A 21,467-nucleotide genomic window follows, 5' to 3' on the forward strand; every position below is an offset into this window, starting at 1 on the left:
AATTGTGTCAGGCGCGTACTCGGGTGATACGCATCACGCCCTTGAGCGCGCGCAGTTTCTTGATCACGCGGGCCAGGTGCACGCGGTCATGTACGCTGACCACCAGTTGCACGACGCTGATCCGGCCATCGCGTTCGTCCATGCTGATCTTCTCGATGTTGCCATCGGCCGCGTTGACGCTGCCGGCCAGCAACGCGATCAGGCCGCGCTGGTGCTCCAGCTCGACGCGCAGCTCGACGTTGAATTCGCCGGTGACATCCTTGGCCCAGTTGAGCTGGATGCATTTTTCCGGATTGTGGCGGATGTCGACGATGTTCCGGCAGCTCTCCATGTGAACCACCATGCCCTTGCCGGCAGAAAGGTAGCCGACGATGGGGTCGCCGGGAATCGGCGTGCAGCACTTGGCGTAGCTCATCACCAGGCCTTCGGTGCCGCGAATCGCCAGCGGGCCTTCGCTGCTCGGCAGGGTCTCGTCGCCGCTCTCGGCCAGCAGACGGCGGGCGACGACATAGGCCATGCGGTTGCCCAGGCCGATGTCTTCGAGCAGGTCCTCGATGACCTCCTGGCGGTATTCGCCCAGCACTGTCTGAATGCGCTCGGGGGAAATCTTCTCCAGGTGCGTGTCGAAGCTGGCCAGCACCTTGTTCAGCAGGCGTTCGCCGAGGTTGATGGATTCGGAGCGGCGCTGCTGCTTGAGGGCATGGCGGATGTGCGTGCGCGCCTTGCCGGTGACCACGAAGTTGAGCCAGGCCGGATTCGGGCGAGCGCCCGGTGCAGTGACGATTTCCACCGTCGAGCCGCTTTCCAGGGCTTGCGATAGCGGCGCCAGGCGACGATTGATGCGACAGGCGATGCAGGTGTTGCCGACGTCGGTGTGCACTGCATAGGCGAAGTCGACCGCGGTGGAACCTTTGGGCAGCTCCATGATGCGGCCCTTGGGCGAGAACACGTAGACCTCGTCCGGAAACAGGTCGATCTTCACGCTCTCGATAAATTCCAGGGAATTACCCGCTCTCTGCTGGAGTTCGAGTACACCCTTGACCCATTGCCGCGCGCGGGCGTGGTTGCCCTTGGGTACTTCGTCCTCGTTGGACTTGTACAGCCAGTGCGCGGCGATACCGTTGTTGGCCATCTCCTCCATCTCGCGGGTGCGGATCTGGATCTCGATGGGCACGCCGTGCATGCCGAACAGCGTGGTGTGCAGCGACTGGTAGCCGTTGGCCTTGGGAATCGCGATGTAATCCTTGAAGCGGCCCGGCAAGGGTTTATACAAGTTGTGCACGGCGCCGAGCACGCGGTAGCAGGTGTCGACCTTGTCGACGATGATGCGGAAGGCGTAGACATCCATGATCTCGTTGAACGCCTTACGCTTGCCGCGCATCTTCTGGTAGATGCTGTAGAGGTGCTTCTCGCGGCCGATCACTTCGCCTTCCATGCCCTCGCGTTGCAGGCACATCTGGATCGATTCCTCGATCTTGGCGACGATTTCCTTGCGGTTGCCCCGAGCGCGGCGCACAGCGGCGCGAATGCGCTCGGAGCGCATCGGGTGCATGGCCTTGAAGCCCAGGTCCTCGAACTCCACGCGCATGTTGTGCATGCCCAGGCGGTTGGCGATGGGGGCGTAGATCTCCAGGGTTTCCTTGGCGATGCGCCGGCTCTTCTCGTGCGGCATGGCATCGAGGGTGCGCATGTTGTGCAGGCGGTCGGCGAGCTTGACCAGAATCACGCGGATGTCGCGGGCCATGGCCATGGCCATCTTCTGGAAGTTCTCGGCCTGCGCCTCGGCCTTGGTCTCGAAGTTCATCTGGGTCAGTTTGCTGACCCCGTCGACCAGTTCGGCCACGGTTTCGCCGAACTGCGCGTTGAGCGCTTCCTTGGCGATACCGGTGTCTTCGATGACGTCGTGCAGCATGGCGGCCATCAGGCTCTGATGATCCATGTGCATTTCGGCGAGGATGCTGGCCACGGCCAGCGGATGGGTCACGTAGGCTTCGCCACTGCGGCGGCGTTGGCCATCGTGCGCCTGTTCGGCGTAGAAGTAGGCTCGGCGAACCAAGTTGACCTGGTCATGGCCGAGGTAGGCCGAAAGTCGGTCGGCGAGAGCGTCTATGCCAGCCATGGGAGACTCTCCCGTTGGCAGCTGTGGCTCTGCGCCGCGCGACTTCGACCCGGCATCATCGACTTACAGAGGCTCGTTGGCCTCTTCCTCGAAGGCAGCGAACAGTGGTTCTTCTTCGACGATGTCTTCCTGGGCGACGACTTCATAGTCCACCAGGCCAGCGGCGATTTCGCGCAGGGCAACTACGGTGGGCTTGTCGTTTTCCCAAGCCACTTTCGGCTCTTTGCCGCCGGTGGCCAGCTGGCGCGAACGCTTGGTCGCGAGCATGACCAGTTCGAAGCGGTTATCAACGTTGTCCAGGCAATCTTCGACGGTAACGCGAGCCATGGTGTTCCTCGTAACGTGTGCGGATAAGCTTGGCCCGAGCGGGCGAGCGGACTGGATAGTCTAAAAAATCACCAGCGACAATGGAAGCGCTGTTTTACGCCAGCAGTTCGCTGAGCAGGCCGGCATGGCGCTGCTGTTGCTGAGTTTGCGACAACTGGTTGCTGCGGAAGATGGCTTTCAGGTCGCTCAGGGCGTGGTTGAAGTCGTCGTTGATCACCAGATAGTCGTACTCGACGTAGTGGCTCATTTCGCTGACTGCTTCGCGCATGCGCCGCTCGATGATCTCGCCGCTGTCCTGGCCGCGGTTGGTCAGGCGGTGGCGCAGCGCTTCCTGGGTCGGCGGCAGGATGAAGATGGACTTGGCCTGCGGCATCAGCTTGCGTACCTGCTGCGCCCCTTGCCAGTCGATCTCCAGGATCAGATCAAAGCCTTCGGCCAGGGTCTGCTCGACCCAGGTCTGCGAGGTGCCGTAGAAGTTGTCGAACACCTGTGCGTGCTCGAGGAACTCGCTGCGTTCGATCATGGCGTTGAACTGCGCGTGGTCGACGAAGTGGTAGTTGACCCCGTCCTGCTCGCCGGGACGCATGGCGCGGGTGGTGTGCGAGACCGAGACGCGAATCTGCGCCCCGCTGTCGATCAGGGCCTTGACCAGGCTGGTCTTGCCGGCGCCGGAGGGTGCTGAAACGATGTAGAGGGTGCCGGTGGTGGTGGCCATGAAAAACGTCCTGAGAAATCTTGCGGAATTTTAAAAGCGTAGCGAGCGACGGCTAGGCAAGGCGAAATCAGGTGAGAAAGCGGAGTTTACGATTGTAAATGAGCATTTCGAACCTGATTTCAACGCGGCATAGCCTAGCGCAGTAGTTTTTACTCGATGTTCTGAACCTGCTCGCGCATCTGCTCGATCAGCACCTTCAGATTGACCGCAGCCTGCGTGCTGCGCGGATCGAAGGCCTTGGAACCGAGGGTATTGGCCTCGCGGTTGAGCTCTTGCATCAGGAAGTCCAGGCGCCGCCCGGCAGCGCCGCCGGCCTTGAGCACGCGGCGCACTTCGCTGACGTGAGTGCTGAGGCGATCCAGCTCTTCGGCCACGTCACTTTTCTGCGCCAGCAGAACCAGCTCCTGCTCCAGACGTTGCGGATCGAGCTCGGCCTGCATCTCGGCGAAGCGGGTTTCGATCTTCTGGCGCTGACCGGCGAGCATCTGCGGCACCAGTTCGCGCAAGGCGGCGACTTCGTCGAGGATGCTGTCGAGGCGCTCGTTGAGCAGCTTGGCCAGCTCGGCACCTTCGCGGGCGCGGCCGGCCTTGAGTTCGCCCAGCGCCTGGTTGAACAGCTGTAGAGCGGCGGCGTTGAGTGCCTGCGGGTCGGCCGAGTCGGCCACCAGCACGCCGGGCCAGGCCAGCACTTCCAGCGGGTTGAGCGGAGCCGGTTGCTGGATCAGTGCGGCGACCTGTTCAGCGGCAGTGATCAGTTGGCGCGCGCGTGCGCTGTCGACCTGCAGTTGCTTGCCGGCACTTTCTTCGGCGAAGCGCAGGGTGCATTCCACCTTGCCGCGCGACAGACCCTGGCGCAGGGCTTCGCGCACCGCGCCTTCGAGGTCGCGGAAAGCTTCCGGCAGGCGCAGGTGCGGCTCGAGGTAACGGTGGTTGACCGAGCGCAGTTCCCAGCTCAGGGTGCCGTGGGCGGTTGCCTGCTCGTTGCGGGCAAAGGCCGTCATGCTATGAACCATGGGATACCTCGTGGAAGTCGGCTCGAAAAACGCAAGATTGTAGCGCAGTGAATCGACCCTACCCAATTCGGCATGTCGCCGCTGTCGCCCGACCTCTATAATGCGCACTGTTTTCACTTAATGAAGTAGGTATCGCTCGATGAAACGTCCCAGTGGCCGCGCCGCCGATCAGTTGCGCTCGATTCGCATCACCCGCAACTACACCAAGCACGCCGAGGGCTCGGTGCTCGTGGAGTTCGGCGATACCAAGGTTATTTGCACCGTCAGTGTCGAATCCGGCGTGCCGCGCTTCCTCAAGGGGCAGGGCCAGGGCTGGCTGACCGCGGAATACGGCATGCTGCCGCGCGCCACTGGCGAGCGTAACCAGCGTGAAGCCAGCCGCGGCAAGCAGGGCGGTCGTACCCTGGAAATCCAGCGCCTGATCGGCCGTTCGCTGCGCGCTGCACTGGACATGACCAAGCTGGGCGAGAACACCTTGTACGTCGATTGCGACGTGATCCAGGCTGACGGTGGCACTCGCACTGCCTCCATCACCGGCTCCATGGTGGCGCTGATCGATGCCCTGAAAGTGCTGAAGAAGCGTGGCGCGCTGAAAGGTGAGCCGCTCAAGCAGATGATCGCTGCGGTGTCTGTCGGCATCTACCAGGGCGAGCCGGTGCTGGACCTGGACTACCTGGAAGATTCTGCCGCCGAAACCGATCTCAACGTGGTGATGACCAATGCCGGCGGCTTCATCGAAGTGCAGGGCACTGCCGAAGGCGCGCCGTTCCAGCCTGACGAATTCAACGCCATGCTGGCACTGGCGCAGAAAGGCATGAACGAGATCTTTGAACTGCAGAAGGCCGCTCTGGTCGACTGAAACCCGTAACGAGCAAGGAGCACCAGGATGAATGACGATATGCAAAACCCGCTGCCGACGCCCAGTCAGGAAGCGCGTCAGTGGGCGATGTTCTGTCACTTCGCCGCGTTTCTCGGCCTGGTGTTCCCTTTCGGTAATTTGCTCGGCCCGCTGATCGTCTGGCAGATCAAGAAGGATTTCGACCCCTTCGTCGATGCGCAGGGCAAGGAAGCGCTGAACTTCCAGATCAGCGTGGCGCTGGCCGCTGTGGTCTGCTTCATCCTGATGGTGGTGGTGATCGGCTTCCCGCTGCTGATGCTGCTGGGTCTGGCCGCGTTGGTGCTGACCATCATCGCCGGTATCAAGGCCAATGAAGGGCAGAACTATCGCTACCCGTTCAGCTGGCGGCTGATCAAGTAATTCAATGGAGTTGGACGGCCGGGGGTGACCTCCGCCATGTCAGGGAAGGATAGTTTGATGAACGTGCGAATGTTGATGCCGGCTCTGTTTCTGACAGTGCTAGTCGGCTGCGGTGATGCTGCTCGGACGCTGGCCGAGCAGACGAAACTGCAGGCTTTGAGGATCGAAGCTGCGCAATTGCACGACGCGGGGCAGTCGCGGCAGGCGATTGCCAAGTTCGAAAAGGTAGTCGATAGCCCTATTGCAACGGATGCGGAGAAGGCTCACGCGCTTCGCTTCATCTCGCTGGGCTATTACGAGCTGAATGAATTTCCGCGTTCAGGCGAGTACGCGGCCAAGGCTGCAGCCTACTATCCGCAGGGCTCCTACGATTACCTGGTGAACATGGCCGACGCCGATCTCATGCAGGGGCGCGTACCCGAGGCCGCTGCCAGGCTGGAGCAGGCGCAGGCCATGGAACCACGTGGTCTGGCGGCCAACAACGTGCTGGGTCTGCTTTATCTGGGCGACAACGGTGAGCAGTATGCCGATTACCCCAAGGCGCTTGTCTACAATCGGGCGGCTTTCGAGATCGAGCCGGGGCGTATTACCGAGATCGCCTTGGTGCGTAACTACTTGGCTCTGCATGAATATGAGCAGGCGCATGTTCATCTGCTCGATCTGAGTCGGCGTTATGCCGATGACATGCTTATACGCGACCTGCTGGAGCAGGCTGAGAATGGTTTGAAGCAGGGGCGCGGGTGACAAGAAACAGCCGGCGATAAGCCGGCTTTTTCGTATCCGTCGTCAGATGCTGAGAATCCAGTCGTAATCAACGATCAGCGGCGCATGCTGGGAGAAGCGCGGCTGACGTGGAAGGCGTGCGCTGCGCACGCTGCGGCGCATGCCCGGAGTGAGCAACTGGTAGTCGAAGCGATAGCCCAGGTTGAGCATCTCGGCCTGCTCGTTATCCGGCCACCAGCTGAACTGGTCGCCTTCACGGCTGACTTCGCGCAGGGCATCGACATAGCCCATGTTGCCAACCACCTCATCCATCCAGGCGCGTTCGGGCGCCAGGAAGCCTGGTGATTGCTGGCAGTCGCGCCAGTTCTTCACGTCCAGCTTCTGGTGCGCTACGTGCAGCGAGCCGCAGTAGATGTACTCGCGACGCTTGCGGCGTTGCTTATCCAGATAATGGGTGAAGTCGTCCATGAACTTGAATTTCTGATTCAAGCTCTCGTCACCGTCCCGCCCGCTTGGCAGCAGCAGGGTGGCGATACTTACCTTGTCGAAATCGGCCTGCAGGTAGCGCCCGTAGCGATCGGCCATCTCGAAGCCGAGGCCGCTGATCACCGCCTTGGGTTGCAATCGCGAGTAGAGCGCCACGCCACCTTGGCTGGGCACTTCACCGTCGCATGCATAGAGGAAATAACCATCCAGTTGGAAGGCTTGGTCGTCCATTTCAAAGGCGGAGGCACGGGTGTCTTGCAGGCAGATCACGTCGGCATTCTGGGCTTGCAGCCAGCTGAGCAGACCTCGCTCGGCCGCAGCCTGAATACCATTCACGTTCACACTGATGATCCGCATAAATGGCCCCCAAAAACACGTGCGTGTATGATACCCGAGCTCACCAGCATTAGCTAAATTCCTAGCCAAATCCGTGCCGTCCGGGACTTTTCATGCAAGCGTACCAGCGCGATTTCATTCGTTTTGCCATCGAGCGCGGGGTTCTGCGTTTTGGCCAGTTCACCCTCAAGTCCGGGCGCACCAGCCCCTATTTCTTCAATGCCGGCCTGTTCGACAGCGGTCTGGCGTTGGCGCAGCTGGGGCGTTTCTACGCCGCAGCCATCGTCGACAGTGGTATCGATTTCGATGTGTTGTTCGGCCCGGCTTACAAAGGTATTCCGTTGGCAGCGACCACTGCCGTGGCACTGGCCGAACATCATCAGCGCGATCTGCCCTGGTGCTTCAATCGCAAGGAAGCCAAGGATCATGGCGAAGGCGGTACCCTGGTCGGTGCGCCACTCAAGGGCCGTGTGTTGATCGTCGATGACGTGATCACCGCCGGTACCGCGATCCGCGAAGTGATGCAGATCATCCAGGGCCAAAGCGCACAGGCTGCCGGCACCTTGATCGCGCTGAACCGCCAGGAGCGGGGTCAGGGCGAGCTGTCCGCGATCCAGGAAGTCGAACGCGATTTCGGCATGCCCGTAGTGAGCATCGTGTCACTCGAACAGGTACTGGAATATCTGGCAGGGGATGCTGAACTGAAGCAATATCTGCCGGCTGTCGAAACCTATCGCGCCGAGTACGGAATCTAGCCCTAGCACAAGGTAGTCCTGATGCCTGCACCGTTCCTGACCCGCTGTACGCTGCTCTGTAGCTTGCTACTGCCGCTGTCTGGAGTGGCTGCCGAGCTGTATCGCTACGTTGATGACAAGGGCGTGACGGTGCTCAGTCGCCAGGGTGTGCCGCCTGAGTTCATCGGCAAGGGTTATGAGGTACTCAATGATCAGGGTCGTGTCGTGCGAGTGATCGCACCGGCCCCAACGCCTGAAGAGTTCGCCCGTATGCAGGCGGACAAGGCTCGCGCCAGCAGTGATGCCCAACTGCTGCGGCTGTACGCCAATCTCGATGATGTCGATCGTGCTCGCGAGCGCAAGCTGGCCGAGCTCGACAGCGTCACCAGCGTCGCTCGCGGCAACCTGCAGTCGGTGCGTACCCAGCAAGCCAACCTACAGAGCCAGGCCGCCGACCACGAGCGTGCCGGGCGCCAGGTGCCGGAGCACTTGCTGGCGCAGATCAATAACCTCAAGGAAGAGCAGCAGCGTCTGCAGCGCGATATCGCCCGCTACAAGGAAATCCGCACTCAAGCCGAGGCTGGTTTCAGCGCTGATCGCGCGCGCTTGGCCGAGTTGTTTGGCGAACCGCAGAAAAAACCTTAGGGCTTTTGGAGGCTCTGGGGTAGCCACCTTACCCTCTCCCGGAGGGAGAGGGTCATCAGAAGGCCGCGTAGCGGCCGTTTTTTAAGGGCGCTTGCGGTTGCTGATCATGGTGCCGTTGCCGATATCGGTGAAGATTTCCAGCAGAACGGCATTCGGCACGCGGCCATCGATGATGTGCGAGCTGGTCACGCCACCTTGCACAGCTTCCAGCGCGCATTTGATCTTGGGCAGCATGCCGCCGTAGATGGTGCCGTCCGCGATAAGCTCGTTGACCTGCTCGGTGGTCAGGCCGGTGAGTACCTGGCCCTGTTTGTCCATCAGGCCGGCGATATTGGTCAGCAGCATCAGCTTCTCGGCTTTCAGCGCTTCGGCCACCTTGCCGGCTACCAGGTCGGCGTTGATGTTGTAGGACTCACCGCTCGGGCCGACGCCGATAGGGGCGATGACCGGGATGAAATCGCCCTTGACCAGCATGTTCAGCAGGTCGGTGTTGACCCCGGTGACCTCGCCGACATGACCGATATCGATGATTTCCGGTTGGGTCATTTCAGGCGTCTGCCGGCTGACCGTGAGCTTCTTGGCGCGGATCAGGCAGGCGTCCTTGCCGGTCAGGCCGATAGCGCTGCCGCCATGCTGGTTGATCAGGTTGACGATGCTCTTGTTGACCTGCCCGCCCAGCACCATTTCCACCACGTCCATGGTGGCGGTGTCGGTGACGCGCATGCCGTCGATGAAGTGGCTCTCGATGGACAGGCGTTTGAGCAGATCACCGATCTGCGGCCCACCACCATGCACCACCACCGGGTTGATGCCGACCGCCTTCATCAGCACGATGTCGCGGGCGAAGCCCTGCTTGAGCTCCTCGCTTTCCATGGCGTTGCCGCCGTACTTGATCACCAGGGTCTTGCCGACGAAGCGGCGGATATAGGGCAGGGCTTCGGACAGTACCTTGGCAACTTGGGCAGCGGCGTCACGCTCGAGGGTCATGCAGGGGCTCCTGGAACAAATCGGTCAAAAGGGCAGTTGCAGGTCGGGGGCGACCTTGAGCAGTTGCGCGCGGAACACGTCCTGGATGCGCTCCAGCTCTTCCTGGGTGTCGGCCTCGAAGCGCAGCACCAGCACCGGTGTGGTGTTGGAGGCGCGGATCAGGCCCCAGCCCTTGGGATAGTCGACGCGTACACCGTCGATGCTGGTGATGTTCGCCTCGCCCCATTGGCCTTCACGCTGCAGGCGCTCGATCATGCCGAACTTGGTCTGCTCGGTGACCTTGATGTTGATTTCCGGCGTGGAAATATCGCTGGGGAAGGCGCTGAACACCTGCTCGGCGTTGCGTTTCTCCAGGCTGAGAATTTCCAGCAGACGGGCAGCGCTGTAGATGCCATCGTCGAAACCGTACCAGCGCTCCTTGAAGAAGATGTGACCGCTCATCTCGCCGGCCAGCAGGGCACCGGTTTCCTTCATTTTCTTCTTGATCAGCGAGTGGCCGGTCTTCCACATCACCGGGCGACCACCGTAGCCGCTGATCAGCGGGGTTAGGCGACGGGTGCATTTGACGTCGAAGATGATGTCGGCGCCGGGGTTACGCGAGACCACGTCCTTGGCGAACAGCATCAGCAGGCGGTCGGGGTAGACAATATTGCCGGTGTTGGTCACCACGCCGACACGGTCGCCGTCGCCGTCGAAGGCCAGGCCCAGGTCGGCGTTTTCGGATTTGACGCGGGCGATCAGGTCGACCAGGTTCTCCGGTTTGCCCGGGTCCGGGTGGTGGTTGGGGAAGGTGCCGTCCACTTCGCAGAACAGCGGAATCACGCTGCAGCCCAAGGCTTCGATCAGTTGCGGAGCGATCACGCCAGCGGCGCCGTTGCCGCAGTCCACCACTACCTTGAGTGGCTTGGCCAGGGCAATATCGTCACGGATAGTCTTGAAGTAGCGCGGCAACACGTCGACTTGCTGCACGCTGCCGACGCCTGTAGCCAGATCGTTATTGTCCAGGCGAGTTTTCAGCGCGAGGATCTGCTCGTTGGCCAGGGTGTCGCCAGCGATGATGATCTTGAAACCGTTGTAATCCGGCGGGTTGTGGCTGCCGGTGAGCATCACGGCCGAGCGGCCCTCCAGCACGTTGGCGGCGAAGTACACCACCGGGGTCGGCACCATGCCGATATCGGTAACTTCGCAGCCGCAGTCGAGCAGACCTTGTACCAGTTGCTGCAGCAGTTCCGGGCCGGAGAGGCGGCCGTCGCGGCCGACGATGACCTTGGGCTCGCCCTGGGCCAGGCTCTGCGAGCCGATGGCGCGGCCGATCCAGTAGGCGTATTCGGCGGTCAGGGTGTCGCCCACCACGCCACGGATGTCGTAGGCGCGGAAAATATCGGCGGGAAGTTTCGGGGCGCTTTGGCTAGTGCTCATTGCGGGGCTCTGCTCCAGTCCCAGGAGATCCTGGTCTTCATCGAGAATGTCGATATCGAGGATATCGGTGTCCTGAAACAGCGGGTCGACCAACTCGGCTGGCTTGGCTGCCGGCTGAACGGCGGGGGCCGCGACTGTTCCTTTAGCGGGGGTACTGCTGCCTTCAGCGCTACTGCGGCGCGGTAATCGTGCCAGGCTTTGGGCCAGCGCATCGAGCGCCGGAATGCTGAGGCTGAAGGCTTTGACGTTCTTACCCGCAGAGAGTTCTTTGAGCATTTGCCCAAGCTGCTGGGCGTCGAGATTGACGCGCCGCTGCAGCGCACCCTGAACCAGGATCATGCCGATCAGGGCGCCGCCCACTGCAAGCAGGAACGCGAGGCCGAGCATTGCCGGAGCGATGCTGCCTTGAGTCAGGCTGGGGCCGGGGGTGAAGCTGATCTTCCAGTAAGGGTTACCGGTAGAGAAGGTCTGCGCAGCGGCAGCGTCGCCTGCCTGGCCGCGCTGTAGGAGCACTTGTGCCGGCGTGTTGGCGAACTGCTGCACCAGCTGCACCTGGCCATACTCGGCGGGTAGCGCCGGCAAAGCTGCGAGTACGCGCTGCAGGTCAAAGGCCAGCAGCAGCGTACCCTGGGCCGGCTGGCTCTCACTCAGGCGCAGCGCCACGGCGCTATAGGCCAGCCAGCGCTCACCCACACGATAGGCTTCGGTGGCGGCTTGCTGACCGCTTTCAGTGCGGCGCAGCATATCCAGACCGGCGAAGTTCATCGGCGCGGCACGGGAGGTGTTCTGTACCGCTTCGCCGCGGCGATTGAGGTGGGCATCGATCACGCCGTCCCAGTAGCCCAGGCGCCGTTCGGCTTCGCTGACCCGCAGGTTGTCGCCGCTCTGCAGTGCTTGCAACAGCTCAGGGTTGCGAGCCGCGGCGAGGCTGTCGGCCTGCAATTGCTTGAGCGCCTGCTGCACGGCAGCGGCCTGGCTGGTGCCGATGGCCTGCACCAGCTCTGCCTGGCGTGCCTGGCTGCTGCTGTTGTCGGCAAACCACAACAACGCGGCGCCTGCGGCCCCGCCGATCAGGGCAGCCAGCAGGCCGGGTAGCAGTGCGCCCAGCGAGGGGTTCGCCGTTTTGCCCTTGGGCTTGCTCGGCACCAGGCTGGCAGCCGTGTCGGCTTCCTTGGCAGTACGCTTGAAGAGTTTCACGTGGGTGCTCCTCGGCGGGTCGTCCTGTGGGGTGTGAATCAGTGGCTACCGGAGTGGCCGAAGCCGCCAGCACCACGTTGGGTCTCGTCGAACTGCTCGACCAGCTCGAAATGCGCCTGCACCACCGGTACCAGCACCAACTGCGCGATGCGCTCGCCGATGGCGATGGTGAAAGGCGTCTGGCCGCGGTTCCAGCACGACACCATCAGCTCGCCCTGGTAGTCCGAGTCGATCAGGCCGACCAGGTTGCCGAGCACGATGCCGTGTTTGTGGCCGAGGCCCGAACGCGGCAGGATCATCGCCGCCAGGCCTGGGTCGCCGATGTAGATCGACAGGCCGGTGGGAATCAGCACGGTCTGGCCTGGCTCGAGGACGATCTCTTCCTTGAGCATGGCGCGCAGGTCGAGGCCGGCGGAGCCCGGTGTGGCGTATTGCGGCAGCGGGAATTCCTGGCCGAGGCGAGGGTCGAGGATCTTGGCTTGCAGAGCGTGCATGGTCAGTTCTTGTTCAGTCGTTCGGCGATAAGGGTGATCAACTGGCGGGCGATCTTGCCCTTGCTGGTCTGGGCGAAGCTGGTTGGCTGCAGCCCACGGTCGATCACGGTGATGGCGTTCTCTTCACTATTGAAGCCGATGCTGGGGTTGGCCACATCATTGGCGACGATCAGATCGAGATTCTTGTCGCGCAGTTTGCGCGAGGCGTATTCCAGCAGGTTCTCGGTCTCGGCGGCGAAGCCCACGCTAAACGGGCGATCTTCGCGGCTGGCGATGGTGGCGAGGATATCCGGGTTGCGCACCATTTGCAGGAGCATCCCTTCGCCGCTGGTGGGGTCTTTTTTCAATTTGTGCTGGGCGACCACTTCTGGGCGGTAGTCGGCCACCGCGGCGGCGGCGATCAGCACGTCGCAGGGCATGGCGGCTTCGCAGGCCGCGAGCATGTCGCGGGCGCTGACCACGTCGATGCGGCTGACGCGATCCGGCGTTGGCAGGTGCACCGGGCCGCTGACCAGGGTCACGCGGGCACCGGCTTCGGCGGCAGCCTCGGCCAGGGCGAAGCCCATCTTGCCGGAGCTGTGGTTGGTGATGTAGCGCACCGGGTCGATGTTTTCCTGGGTCGGGCCGGCGGTGATGAGGATATGCAGGCCATCGAGCGCCTGGCGCTGGAAACAATCGGCGGCCAGTAGGGCCAGGTCGTTGGGTTCGAGCATGCGGCCGAGACCGACATCGCCGCAGGCCTGGCTGCCGGAGGCTGGGCCGAACAGGCGCATGCCGCGACTTTGCAGCAGTTCGAGGTTGGCCTGGGTGGCTGCGTCGCGCCACATGGCCTGGTTCATCGCCGGAGCCAGGGCAATTGGCGCATCGGTGGCCAGCACCAGCGTGGTCAGCAGGTCGTTGGCCACACCTTGGGCCAGGCGCGCGATGAGGTCGGCGGTGGCTGGCGCGATGAGGATCAGATCGGCCCAGCGCGCCAGCTCGATATGGCCCATCGCGGCTTCGGCGGCGGGGTCGAGCAGGTCGAGGTGCACAGGGTGGCCGGACAGGGCCTGCAGGGTCAGCGGGGTGATGAACTCGCGCCCGCCCTGGGTCATCACCACGCGGACTTCGGCGCCTTGATCCTTGAGTCGGCGAACCAGTTCGGCGCTCTTGTAGGCAGCAATACCGCCCCCGACGCCGACGATGATGCGTTTGCGATACAGCCGCTGCATAGGCTTGCCTTTTATAAACCGGTGGATGTGCGCCACGTGACCAACGCCTCCCCAGGCCGGCCCCGTGTAAAAAGATGGGCTACGATAGCACAGCGCCCGCAGCGGAACAGCGGGCGCCTGGCTCAATAGGGAGGTGTACATGAGCATTCGTGACTGGCCCGCGGCAGAGCGCCCGCGGGAGAAATTGCTGGAGCAGGGCGCGGCGTCGCTGACCGACGCCGAACTGTTGGCGATCTTTCTGCGTACCGGAGTGACCGGCAAGAGTGCGGTGGACCTGGCGCGCTATCTGCTGAGCGAGTTCGGCAGCCTGAGAGCGCTACTCGAAGCCGATCTGGCTGGCTTCAGCCAACACCTTGGTCTGGGCCCGGCCAAGTACGCACAGCTACAGGCAGTGCTGGAGATGTCGCGGCGCCATCTGGCCGAGCGCCTGCGTCGTGATTCAGCGCTGGAAAGCCCGCAGGCCGTGCGCGATTACCTCAAGGCGCAGCTGCGTCACGAACCGCACGAAGTATTCGGCTGCCTGTTTCTCGATGCCAAGCATCGGGTGTTGGCGTTCGAGGTGCTGTTTCGCGGCAGCATCGACAGCGCCAGCGTATATCCCAGGCAGGTGGTCAAGCGGGCGCTGGCCAACAATGCCGCCGCCGTTATCCTCACCCATAACCACCCATCGGGGGTTTCCGAGCCCAGTCAGGCCGACCGCGTACTGACCCAGCGGCTCAAGGATGCTCTGGCGCTGGTCGAGGTGCGCGTGCTCGACCACTTCATCGTTGGCGATGGTGAACCGCTGTCGATGGCCGAGCTGGGCTGGATGTAGCTGGTTCGGGTGTAGGGTGGGCTTCAGCCCACCACGATGGCGCCTTATGGTGCGATCTGCACCGAGGCGAAATCCTGTCGGCCGAACGGGCTGACCTTGTAACCCTGCACCTTCTCGCTGAGCAGGGCGAAGGCGGTGGGGTGGGCCAGCGGTAGCCACAGCGCCTGCTCCTGAATGATCTGCTGCGCCTGGTGATAGAGGCGGCTGCGTTCGTTCTGGTCGCTGCTGGTTTTACCATCAGCGATCAGCTTGTCCAGCTCCTCATCGCAAAAACGGGCGAAGTTCAGGCCTGACTCGACCGAAGCGCAGGAAAACTGCGGAGTGAGGAAGTTGTCCGGGTCGCCGTTGTCGCCAGCCCAGCCCATGAATAGCAGGTCGTGCTCGCCAGCCTTGGCGCGGCGGATCAGTTCGCCCCACTCGATCACGCGGATTTCAGCGTCGATGCCGACCTTGGCCAGGTCTGCCTGCAGCAGTTGCGCGCCGAGGCTCGGGTTGGGGTTGAGCAGGCTACCGCTGGGGCGCGTCCAGATGGTGGTCTTGAAGCCGTCAGCCAGGCCTGCCTCGGCCAGCAAGGTGCGTGCTTTTGCCGGTTCGTGCGCGTAGCCGGGCAGTTCGCTGGCGTAACTCCAGGTGTTTGGTGGGTAGGGGCCGTTGGCGGGCTCGGCGCTGCCTTCGAACACGGCCTTGACGTAGCTGGCCTTGTCGAACGCCAGGTTGATCGCCTGGCGCACCTGCGGCTTGTCCAGCGGCGCATGCTGGCTGTTTATGCCGACGAAGGCGGTCATGAAGGCGGCGGTCTGTGCGCTTTTCAGCTTGGTGTCGCCAGCGATGGCCTGCACGTCCTGCGGTTTCGGTGACAGGGCGATCTGGCATTCGCCGCGGCGCAGCTTCTGCAGGCGCACGTTGCTATCCGGGGTGATGGCGAAGATCACTCGGTCCACGCCCGGCTTGCCAGCGAAGTAGTCCGGGTTGGCGCGGTAGCGCACCACGGCATCCTTCTGGAAACGCTCGAAGACGAACGGACCGCTGCCCACCGGCGCGCTATTGAACTTCTGCGGGGTGCCGGCGGCCATCAGCTTGTCGGCGTATTCGGCGGAATAGATCGAGGCGAAGCCCATGCTCAGGGTGGCGAGGAAGGTGGCGTCGCGGCGATTCAGGGTAATGCGCACGCTATGGGCGTCCGGCGCCTCGACCTTGGCGATCAGGCTGGGCCACTGCATCGACTGGGCGTGTGGGTAACCGCTGGCGGCCACCGCATGCCAGGGGTGCTGCTCGTCGAGCATGCGCTGGAAGCTGAACAGCACGTCCTGAGAATCGAGGTGGCGGCTGGGCGTGAAGTCGGCGCTGTGGTGAAATTGCACGTCGTCGCGCAGCGTGAAGTCGTAGACCAGGCCGTCGGCGGAGATCGACCAGCTGCGCGCCAGGCTCGGCAGTAGCTTGCCTTGCTCGGCGTCGAATTCGACCAGGCGGTTCATCAGCATGTCTGCCGAGGCATTGGTAGTGGTCAGCGAGTTGTACTGCACCACGTCGAAACCCTCAGGGCTGGCTTCGGTGCATATGCTGAGGGTGGCAGCCTGGGTCAGGATCGGGGTGCACAGTAGAGCAGCGAGCAACAGGCGCATGGTGAGGTCCTCATTCCTGGCGTTGACGGCAAGCTTGCAACCCTAGTCGATTTGCCGGGCGCTGAATACCTGATCGAGGCGACGAGCGGTCAAATCTTGATCAGGCCCCAACGGGCCGGCCCCCGGCGGGTCTGCTGACCCGGGGTTGTGTTTTATCCTGCAGTTTTCCTTGTTGCTCCCAGGGCTTTCTGGTATAAAGCAGCGCTCTTTTCTAGGGGCCCGGTTCTTGCGCTATCCAGTGCGCCCGGTAAGACCCTCGAGAAACGCGGCGCCGAGCGCCAATGACATTGAGTTTAAGCGGCCAACCCATGCCGGGTTGGGCATGTGGTTTTAGAGGGCTGAGGCATGTCGAGAGTCTGTCAAGTTACCGGTAAGGGTCCGGTAACCGGGAACAACATTTCCCACGCAAACAACAAAACCCGTCGTCGTTTCCTGCCGAACCTGCAGCACCATCGCTTCTGGGTCGAGTCCGAGAAGCGCTTCGTGCGTCTGCGCGTATCTGCCAAAGGCATGCGTGTTATCGACAAGCGTGGCATCGATGTAGTGCTGTCCGAGCTGCGCGCTCGCGGCGAAAAGGTTTAAGGAGAGAGTCATGCGTGAACTGATCCGTTTGGTGTCCAGCGCCGGTACCGGCCACTTCTACACCACCGACAAGAACAAGCGCACCACCCCTGACAAGATCGAAATCAAGAAATTCGATCCGGTCGTACGCAAGCACGTGATGTACAAGGAAGCCAAGATCAAGTAATTGATCGGCTGCCTGACGAAGAAGCCCGCCTTTCGGCGGGCTTTTTTATGCCTGAGGTTTTTGTCGTTGGGCAATTTTCAGGGCAGTCTGCCAATGCCGGCTGACTTCGCGTAAAGCCGCGGTTTAGACTGCGCCGCTACCATGGAGCTGACCTCTTTCTCAGGTTTGCACGGAATGCCGGCGCAAGCGCTCCCCCTTCGCTATCGTCCAGAGGCTCGCATGACCGCTTCAGCTCACAGTGTGGAAGTTCTGATCGCCGAGGCTGACCCCTGGACGTCCAACCTGTTGCAGCAGTTGGTGCTCGACGTGCGCAGTGATGCCCACGTGCTGCAGTTCAGCGATGGCCAGGCAGCACTGGCGCGCTGCAAACGTCGCCTACCTGATCTGGTGATCGCCGATGGCGAGCTGCCGGGGCTCGATGGTCTGGAGTTGCTGCGACAACTGCGTCGGCATCCACGTACACCGGCGCTGCCGTTCGTACTGATCAGTGGCCGTCTGGATGCCAGCAGCGTGCGGGCCGCAAGGCCACTGGCGCCCAGTGCTTACCTGGGCAAACCCTTCAATGCTGAAAGCCTGCGTCAGCGTCTGCTGGCACTACTGCCCTCACCAGTGGCAGCGGTAGTGGTTCGTCAGCCGCTGCTGGTCAGTGACCTGCGCGACTTTCTCGATACGGTGCGCGAAGAGGGGCAGGGTGCGCCGTTGCTCAGCGACGTGCGCAATGCCGTGAGCCAGGGGTTGCAGAGCGGCGAGCAGGACCTCGGCGAGCTGGAGGCCGTGTTCGGCAGTGACCCGCAGATCACCGCGTTGCTGATCGCCGCTGCCAGCACCGCCGCGCAGCATCAGGGCGTGCCTTGTCATACCCTGGTCCAGGCACTGCATCGTTTGGGCGTGGCGCGCACGCTGAACCTGGTGCTCGGCCTGGCGGTGCAGCGCAACGCCCAGTTGCGCGACCCGCGCCTGGCCGAGCTGGCCAGCCACACCTGGCAACAAGCGCGGCGCAGTGCCGAGCTGGCGCGCTGGCTGGCGTTGGAGCTGAAGCTGGATGCGGAGTTGTGTTACACCGCTGGCCTGCTGCACAACCTGGGGGAGCTGGCGCTGCTGCGCAGCCTGCAGGACTGGCAGGAAGCTGGCGGTGAATTGAGCGATGAGCAGATCGCCGATGCGATGCCGCGCCGCTCGGCGAGCTTCGGCTCGGCCTTGCGTATCCGCTGGCGTCTGCCCTTCGGTCTGCGCGAGTTGATCGCGGCGTTCTACGGCCTGGGCAGTGGCGTGTTCTCGCGTGAGGCACTGGTGCTCAACCTCAGCGGCTTGCTGCTGGCGCTACCGGCCAACGAAGCACCTAAAAGCCTGGTCGAGGCGCGTTGCGTGCGCATGTTGCGATTGGACCCGGCGCTGCTCGAGCGCCTGCCGGCGGCGCTCTATCAGGCTTCCTGAGTGCCGTGGCGACGCGCATCGTCGGCCAGTTGCCGCAAGGGCTGCGGGCGACCAACGAAGTAGCCTTGAGCGTAGTCGATGCCCAGGCGGCGCAGGCAGTCCAGGCTGGCCTGGGTCTCGACGAACTCGGCGACGGTGAGTAGTCCTAGCTGTCCGGCGATCTGGCGCATGGAGCCGACCATGGCCTGGTTGATCGGGTCGTTCTCGATGCCACTGATGAAGCTGCCGTCGATCTTGAGAATATCCAGCGGCAGGTGACGCAGATAAGCGTAGGAGGCGAAGCCGCTGCCAAAGTCATCCAGGGCGACTTTCAGCCCCTTGCTGCGTAGCTCCTCGATCCACTGGGCGGAGACGCCCAGCTCACCCAGGGCGACCATTTCCGTCACCTCGATACACAGTTTGCCGGGCGGCAAGCCGTGGTACTGCAGTTCGTCCTGCAGCAGGCGATGGAAGGTGCAGTCGAGCAACGAGCTGGCGCTGAGGTTGACGTTGACCTGGGCCAGTTGCGCCAGGTGCCGTGGGTTGGCTGCCAGCCAGGCACACAAGTGCTGGACGACCCAGCGGTCGATGGCGCCGAGAAAATCGTAGCGCGCCGCCGCGTCGAGAAACTGCGCTGGGCTGATCCACTCGCCGCTCTGTGGGTCGCGGTAACGCAGCAGCACTTCATAGTGCAGGCCGCTGGCCGCGTTCTGCAGCGCCTGCACCGGTTGGAAGAACAGCTCGAAATGACCGCGCTCGGTGGCCTCGCGCAGGCGGGTGATCCACTGCAGTTGGCGTTGATGTTCGAGCAGGGCGCCGTCGGCCGGGTTGAACTGCTGCACACGGTTGCGGCCCTGATGCTTGGCCAACTGGCTGGCGCTGCTGGCCCAGTTCAGCGCGGTTTCCCAGTCGCGTACGCCGGAGCTGAGCGCGAGCATGCCGATACTGGCGTGCAGGCGGAAGGGCCGTCCTTGCCAGGTGAAAACGAACTGCTCGACGGCTCGGCGCAACTGCTCGGCCTGGCTCAGCGCGGCGTCGTCATCGACTTCACGCAGGAGAATAGCGAACTCGTCGCCGCCAACGCGGGCCAGCTCGGCATGGCGCGGTAGCTGATGCAGCAACTGGCCGGCCAGCTGTTTCAGCAACTGGTCGCCGGCCGAATGGCCGAACAGGTCGTTGACCTGCTTGAAGCGATCCAGCCCCAGCAGCAGCAGGTGGCTGAAGCGCCGTTTGGCTGCGCCGCTGAGGGTTTCCGAAAGCAGTCTTTCTAGCTCGCGACGATTCAGCAGGCCGGTCAGGGCATCGTGGGCGGCCAGCTGTTGCAGGCGTTCTTCCAGTGCTCGGCGCTCGCTGAGGTCGACCACGATGCCTTCGATGGACTCCTGATGCGGGCGCAGGTGCAGCGACAGGTAGACCCAGCGGGGGCGCTGCTCGAGGTCGTACAGCTGGCACTCGCAACTGACCGCGCCGGCCTGCACGTCAAGTTGCAGCAGCAGCCAGCGCCACTGGGTTTCCCCCACCAGGCTCTGCAGGGACAGCTGGCTGAGATCGTCCGGCAGGGTCTCGCTGCCAAGCAGGCGCGCCAGGCTCGGGTTGGCTTCCAGCAACTGGCCGTCGCGCTGGCAGCGGAAGATGCCTTCGCCGCTGTGGCGGAACAGCGCCTGGTACTGCTCCAGATTGTCGATGGCCTGCTCCTGGCTGCTCAGCAGCACGCGGCGTACGCGTTCCAGCTGCTTGTCGAGCAGGGCGCCGAACAGCAGCATGCTCAGCGCCGGCAGGTAGGCATACAGCGCATAGAAGCCGGCAGGCAGCGGAATCAGCCCGGCGCGGCTCAGCGGCACCAGCAGCATCAGCACCAGCGCCGCGCTCCAGCACACCAGATAGCCGGGCGCGTAGGGACGGCGCTGATGGACGCCAAGCACCATCAGCAGCAGTTGGTAAAGCCCGGTGGCCAGGGTCAGCAGGTTGAGGGTCTGATAGGCGTGGGGGTGGTCGACGAAGACGCCGCCGAGGCTGACCAGCAAGGTGGCCGCGAACAAGGCGTCGCGCAGCCAGCGCATACGGCCCAGGTGCAGGCCCAGGGCACTGGCGATGAACAGCGAGCTGAAGATCATCATCCCGGCAGTGGGCAGGTTGACCAGCAACTTGGGCAGCAGCGACCACTGCGGCCAGAGCAGGCCGGCCAGGTTGTACAGGCTGGCGTTGTACAGCGCCACGCACAACGAGGTGAGGCTGAAGTAGGCCAGTTGCGCTTCGCGCAAGGTGCTGTACTTGACCAGATAGAACAGCGCCAGGGCGAGCAGTGCACCGATCAGCAGGCCGCTCTGCAGCCAGCTGTAGGCGATCAGTTGTTGGCCCTGCGCGGCACCGACGACCTGCAGCGGCAGGTTGATCGCCGAATGACTCTCTACGCGCAGCAGCAGGCTGTGAGGGCCTTCGCCCAGACGTGGCAGGTTGAGCAGGAACTGGGGGTAGGGCTCGCCACGCTGGGCGAACGGACGTTTTGCGCCGCTGTACAGCGGGCCGAGCGGCGTGTCGCCGTCGAACAGCCATATCTCCAGGTCATCGAGGAAGGTCTGGCCAATGATCAGTTGCAAGCGTTCTGCCGGCGGTGTTTGCAACTGCACGGCAAGCCACCAGGCGCTGCGGGTGTAGCCGATGCGCGCAGTGCCGTGCACCTCTTGGCCTTCCGCGCCGATGCGCTGCAGCACTTCGCTGGCGGTCAAATGGCCGCTGGGGTCTTCCAGCAGCACACTGCGCTCGATGCTCACTGGCGATACCAGATCGGCGGCACTGAGCTTGAGCAACGGCAGCGCGCTATCCGCCCAGGCCGGTATGACGCAGGCCAGGCAGAGCAGCAATAGCAGTGAGCGAAACGGGCGGAGCATCCAGGGCGCCTCATGGCTACTACGAGGGCGCCGAAGTCCGATGGACACTGTTCTGTCTGAGGAGCGGTCGGGCGCATGTGGATTCTAGCCGACTACTGGCGTGATGATTGCGCTGCGAGTCTCATCCGTCTGGATCGCGCGACGAATGACGACTTACAGCACGTCACAAGTTTCTTGCGGTCAACGGTTGCGGTTACGCAGGTGTAACGACACTCTCTTTGCCCGAGTGTGACTTTGCTGTGTCGTGGCAGGCGTCAGAGCCCGCAGAATGGTCTGCCCTGCTGCACGAGCATGAATTGGACTATCGAGCTTTCAAAC

At 62.9% G+C, this 21,467-nt stretch carries 20 protein-coding genes; 9 read left to right on the top strand and 11 right to left on the bottom strand.

Annotated features, from left to right (window positions below; genetic code table 11):
• Nucleotides 1–7: 7 nt before the first annotated feature.
• From spoT to CXP40_RS19855, 4 genes are all read right to left on the bottom strand, one after another.
• On the bottom strand, nt 8–2,119 hold the full coding sequence (spoT, locus tag CXP40_RS19840) for a bifunctional GTP diphosphokinase/guanosine-3',5'-bis pyrophosphate 3'-pyrophosphohydrolase (protein WP_099526717.1): 2,112 nt from the start codon (nt 2,117–2,119) through the stop codon (nt 8–10).
• 63 nt (nt 2,120–2,182) lie between these two features.
• Nucleotides 2,183–2,446 carry a DNA-directed RNA polymerase subunit omega gene (gene rpoZ / locus CXP40_RS19845; protein WP_003242550.1) on the bottom strand — a complete coding sequence of 88 codons (264 nt, stop codon included), beginning with the start codon at nt 2,444–2,446 and terminating at the stop codon, nt 2,183–2,185.
• A gap of 94 nt (nt 2,447–2,540) precedes the next feature.
• On the bottom strand, nt 2,541–3,161 hold the full coding sequence (gene gmk, locus CXP40_RS19850; protein WP_099526716.1) for a guanylate kinase: 621 nt from the start codon (nt 3,159–3,161) through the stop codon (nt 2,541–2,543).
• Nucleotides 3,162–3,310: 149 nt separating this feature from the next.
• Nucleotides 3,311–4,174, bottom strand: coding sequence for a YicC/YloC family endoribonuclease (locus CXP40_RS19855; protein WP_106735136.1), 864 nt, complete (start codon nt 4,172–4,174; stop codon nt 3,311–3,313).
• A gap of 139 nt (nt 4,175–4,313) precedes the next feature.
• Here CXP40_RS19855 and rph point away from each other — a divergent pair, with 139 nt between their 5' ends.
• The 3 genes from rph to CXP40_RS19870 are packed head-to-tail and all read left to right on the top strand — an operon-like array spanning nt 4,314 to nt 6,176.
• Complete coding sequence (gene rph, locus CXP40_RS19860) at nt 4,314–5,033, top strand: ribonuclease PH (RefSeq protein ID WP_106735137.1); 720 nt, start codon at nt 4,314–4,316, stop codon at nt 5,031–5,033.
• A 27-nt stretch (nt 5,034–5,060) separates the two neighbouring features.
• Nucleotides 5,061–5,432 carry a DUF4870 domain-containing protein gene (locus tag CXP40_RS19865; protein ID WP_041980405.1) on the top strand — a complete coding sequence of 124 codons (372 nt, stop codon included), beginning with the start codon at nt 5,061–5,063 and terminating at the stop codon, nt 5,430–5,432.
• 57 nt (nt 5,433–5,489) lie between these two features.
• Nucleotides 5,490–6,176, top strand: coding sequence for a lipopolysaccharide assembly protein LapB (locus CXP40_RS19870; protein WP_256579509.1), 687 nt, complete (start codon nt 5,490–5,492; stop codon nt 6,174–6,176).
• 42 nt (nt 6,177–6,218) lie between these two features.
• Here the strand turns inward: CXP40_RS19870 and CXP40_RS19875 are convergent, their stop codons facing one another.
• Nucleotides 6,219–6,998, bottom strand: a complete 780-nt coding sequence (locus CXP40_RS19875; protein ID WP_017676062.1) for an exodeoxyribonuclease III — start codon at nt 6,996–6,998, stop codon at nt 6,219–6,221.
• Nucleotides 6,999–7,090: 92 nt separating this feature from the next.
• Between CXP40_RS19875 and pyrE the strand changes: the two genes are divergently transcribed.
• Together pyrE and CXP40_RS19885 are read left to right on the top strand one after the other, a co-directional pair.
• Nucleotides 7,091–7,732 (top strand): orotate phosphoribosyltransferase, encoded by a 642-nt coding sequence (gene pyrE / locus CXP40_RS19880; protein ID WP_106735138.1) that lies wholly within the window; start codon nt 7,091–7,093, stop codon nt 7,730–7,732.
• Between the two features lie 21 nt (nt 7,733–7,753).
• Complete coding sequence (locus CXP40_RS19885; protein ID WP_106735139.1) at nt 7,754–8,356, top strand: DUF4124 domain-containing protein; 603 nt, start codon at nt 7,754–7,756, stop codon at nt 8,354–8,356.
• Nucleotides 8,357–8,437: 81 nt separating this feature from the next.
• Here the strand turns inward: CXP40_RS19885 and argB are convergent, their stop codons facing one another.
• The 4 genes from argB to coaBC all read right to left on the bottom strand — a co-directional run bounded on the left by argB (nt 8,438) and on the right by coaBC (nt 13,664).
• Nucleotides 8,438–9,343: an acetylglutamate kinase gene (gene argB, locus CXP40_RS19890; RefSeq protein WP_106735140.1), complete on the bottom strand. Its 906-nt coding sequence runs from the start codon at nt 9,341–9,343 to the stop codon at nt 8,438–8,440.
• Between the two features lie 24 nt (nt 9,344–9,367).
• Nucleotides 9,368–10,762: a phosphomannomutase/phosphoglucomutase gene (gene algC, locus CXP40_RS23865; protein ID WP_218239089.1), complete on the bottom strand. Its 1,395-nt coding sequence runs from the start codon at nt 10,760–10,762 to the stop codon at nt 9,368–9,370.
• A gap of 1,235 nt (nt 10,763–11,997) precedes the next feature.
• Nucleotides 11,998–12,453, bottom strand: coding sequence for a dUTP diphosphatase (gene dut, locus CXP40_RS19900; protein ID WP_074682220.1), 456 nt, complete (start codon nt 12,451–12,453; stop codon nt 11,998–12,000).
• A gap of 2 nt (nt 12,454–12,455) precedes the next feature.
• Nucleotides 12,456–13,664: a bifunctional phosphopantothenoylcysteine decarboxylase/phosphopantothenate--cysteine ligase CoaBC gene (gene coaBC / locus CXP40_RS19905; RefSeq protein ID WP_106735142.1), complete on the bottom strand. Its 1,209-nt coding sequence runs from the start codon at nt 13,662–13,664 to the stop codon at nt 12,456–12,458.
• A 139-nt stretch (nt 13,665–13,803) separates the two neighbouring features.
• On the opposite strand from coaBC, the gene radC reads away from it, so the two are divergent.
• Nucleotides 13,804–14,478, top strand: coding sequence for a DNA repair protein RadC (gene radC / locus CXP40_RS19910; protein WP_075750716.1), 675 nt, complete (start codon nt 13,804–13,806; stop codon nt 14,476–14,478).
• 44 nt (nt 14,479–14,522) lie between these two features.
• Here radC and CXP40_RS19915 read toward each other — a convergent pair whose 3' ends face one another.
• The gene (locus CXP40_RS19915) at nt 14,523–16,100 is read right to left on the bottom strand and encodes an ABC transporter substrate-binding protein (RefSeq protein WP_106735143.1); all 1,578 of its coding nucleotides are present in this window, start codon (nt 16,098–16,100) and stop codon (nt 14,523–14,525) included.
• A gap of 345 nt (nt 16,101–16,445) precedes the next feature.
• Here CXP40_RS19915 and rpmB point away from each other — a divergent pair, with 345 nt between their 5' ends.
• From rpmB to CXP40_RS19930, 3 genes are all read left to right on the top strand, one after another.
• The gene (gene rpmB, locus CXP40_RS19920) at nt 16,446–16,682 is read left to right on the top strand and encodes a 50S ribosomal protein L28 (protein ID WP_016495372.1); all 237 of its coding nucleotides are present in this window, start codon (nt 16,446–16,448) and stop codon (nt 16,680–16,682) included.
• Nucleotides 16,683–16,692: 10 nt separating this feature from the next.
• Nucleotides 16,693–16,848: a 50S ribosomal protein L33 gene (gene rpmG / locus CXP40_RS19925; RefSeq protein ID WP_003464575.1), complete on the top strand. Its 156-nt coding sequence runs from the start codon at nt 16,693–16,695 to the stop codon at nt 16,846–16,848.
• Nucleotides 16,849–17,067: 219 nt separating this feature from the next.
• Nucleotides 17,068–18,282: an HDOD domain-containing protein gene (locus tag CXP40_RS19930; protein ID WP_106735144.1), complete on the top strand. Its 1,215-nt coding sequence runs from the start codon at nt 17,068–17,070 to the stop codon at nt 18,280–18,282.
• Here the strand turns inward: CXP40_RS19930 and CXP40_RS19935 are convergent.
• Complete coding sequence (locus CXP40_RS19935; RefSeq protein WP_106735145.1) at nt 18,270–21,149, bottom strand: EAL domain-containing protein; 2,880 nt, start codon at nt 21,147–21,149, stop codon at nt 18,270–18,272. The two genes, CXP40_RS19930 and CXP40_RS19935, sit on opposite strands and share 13 nt — an antisense overlap.
• Nucleotides 21,150–21,467: the final 318 nt, after the last annotated feature.

It is taken from the genome of Pseudomonas sp. YY-1, from assembly GCF_002843095.1.
GTDB classification, from domain to species: domain Bacteria; phylum Pseudomonadota; class Gammaproteobacteria; order Pseudomonadales; family Pseudomonadaceae; genus Aquipseudomonas; species Aquipseudomonas sediminis_A.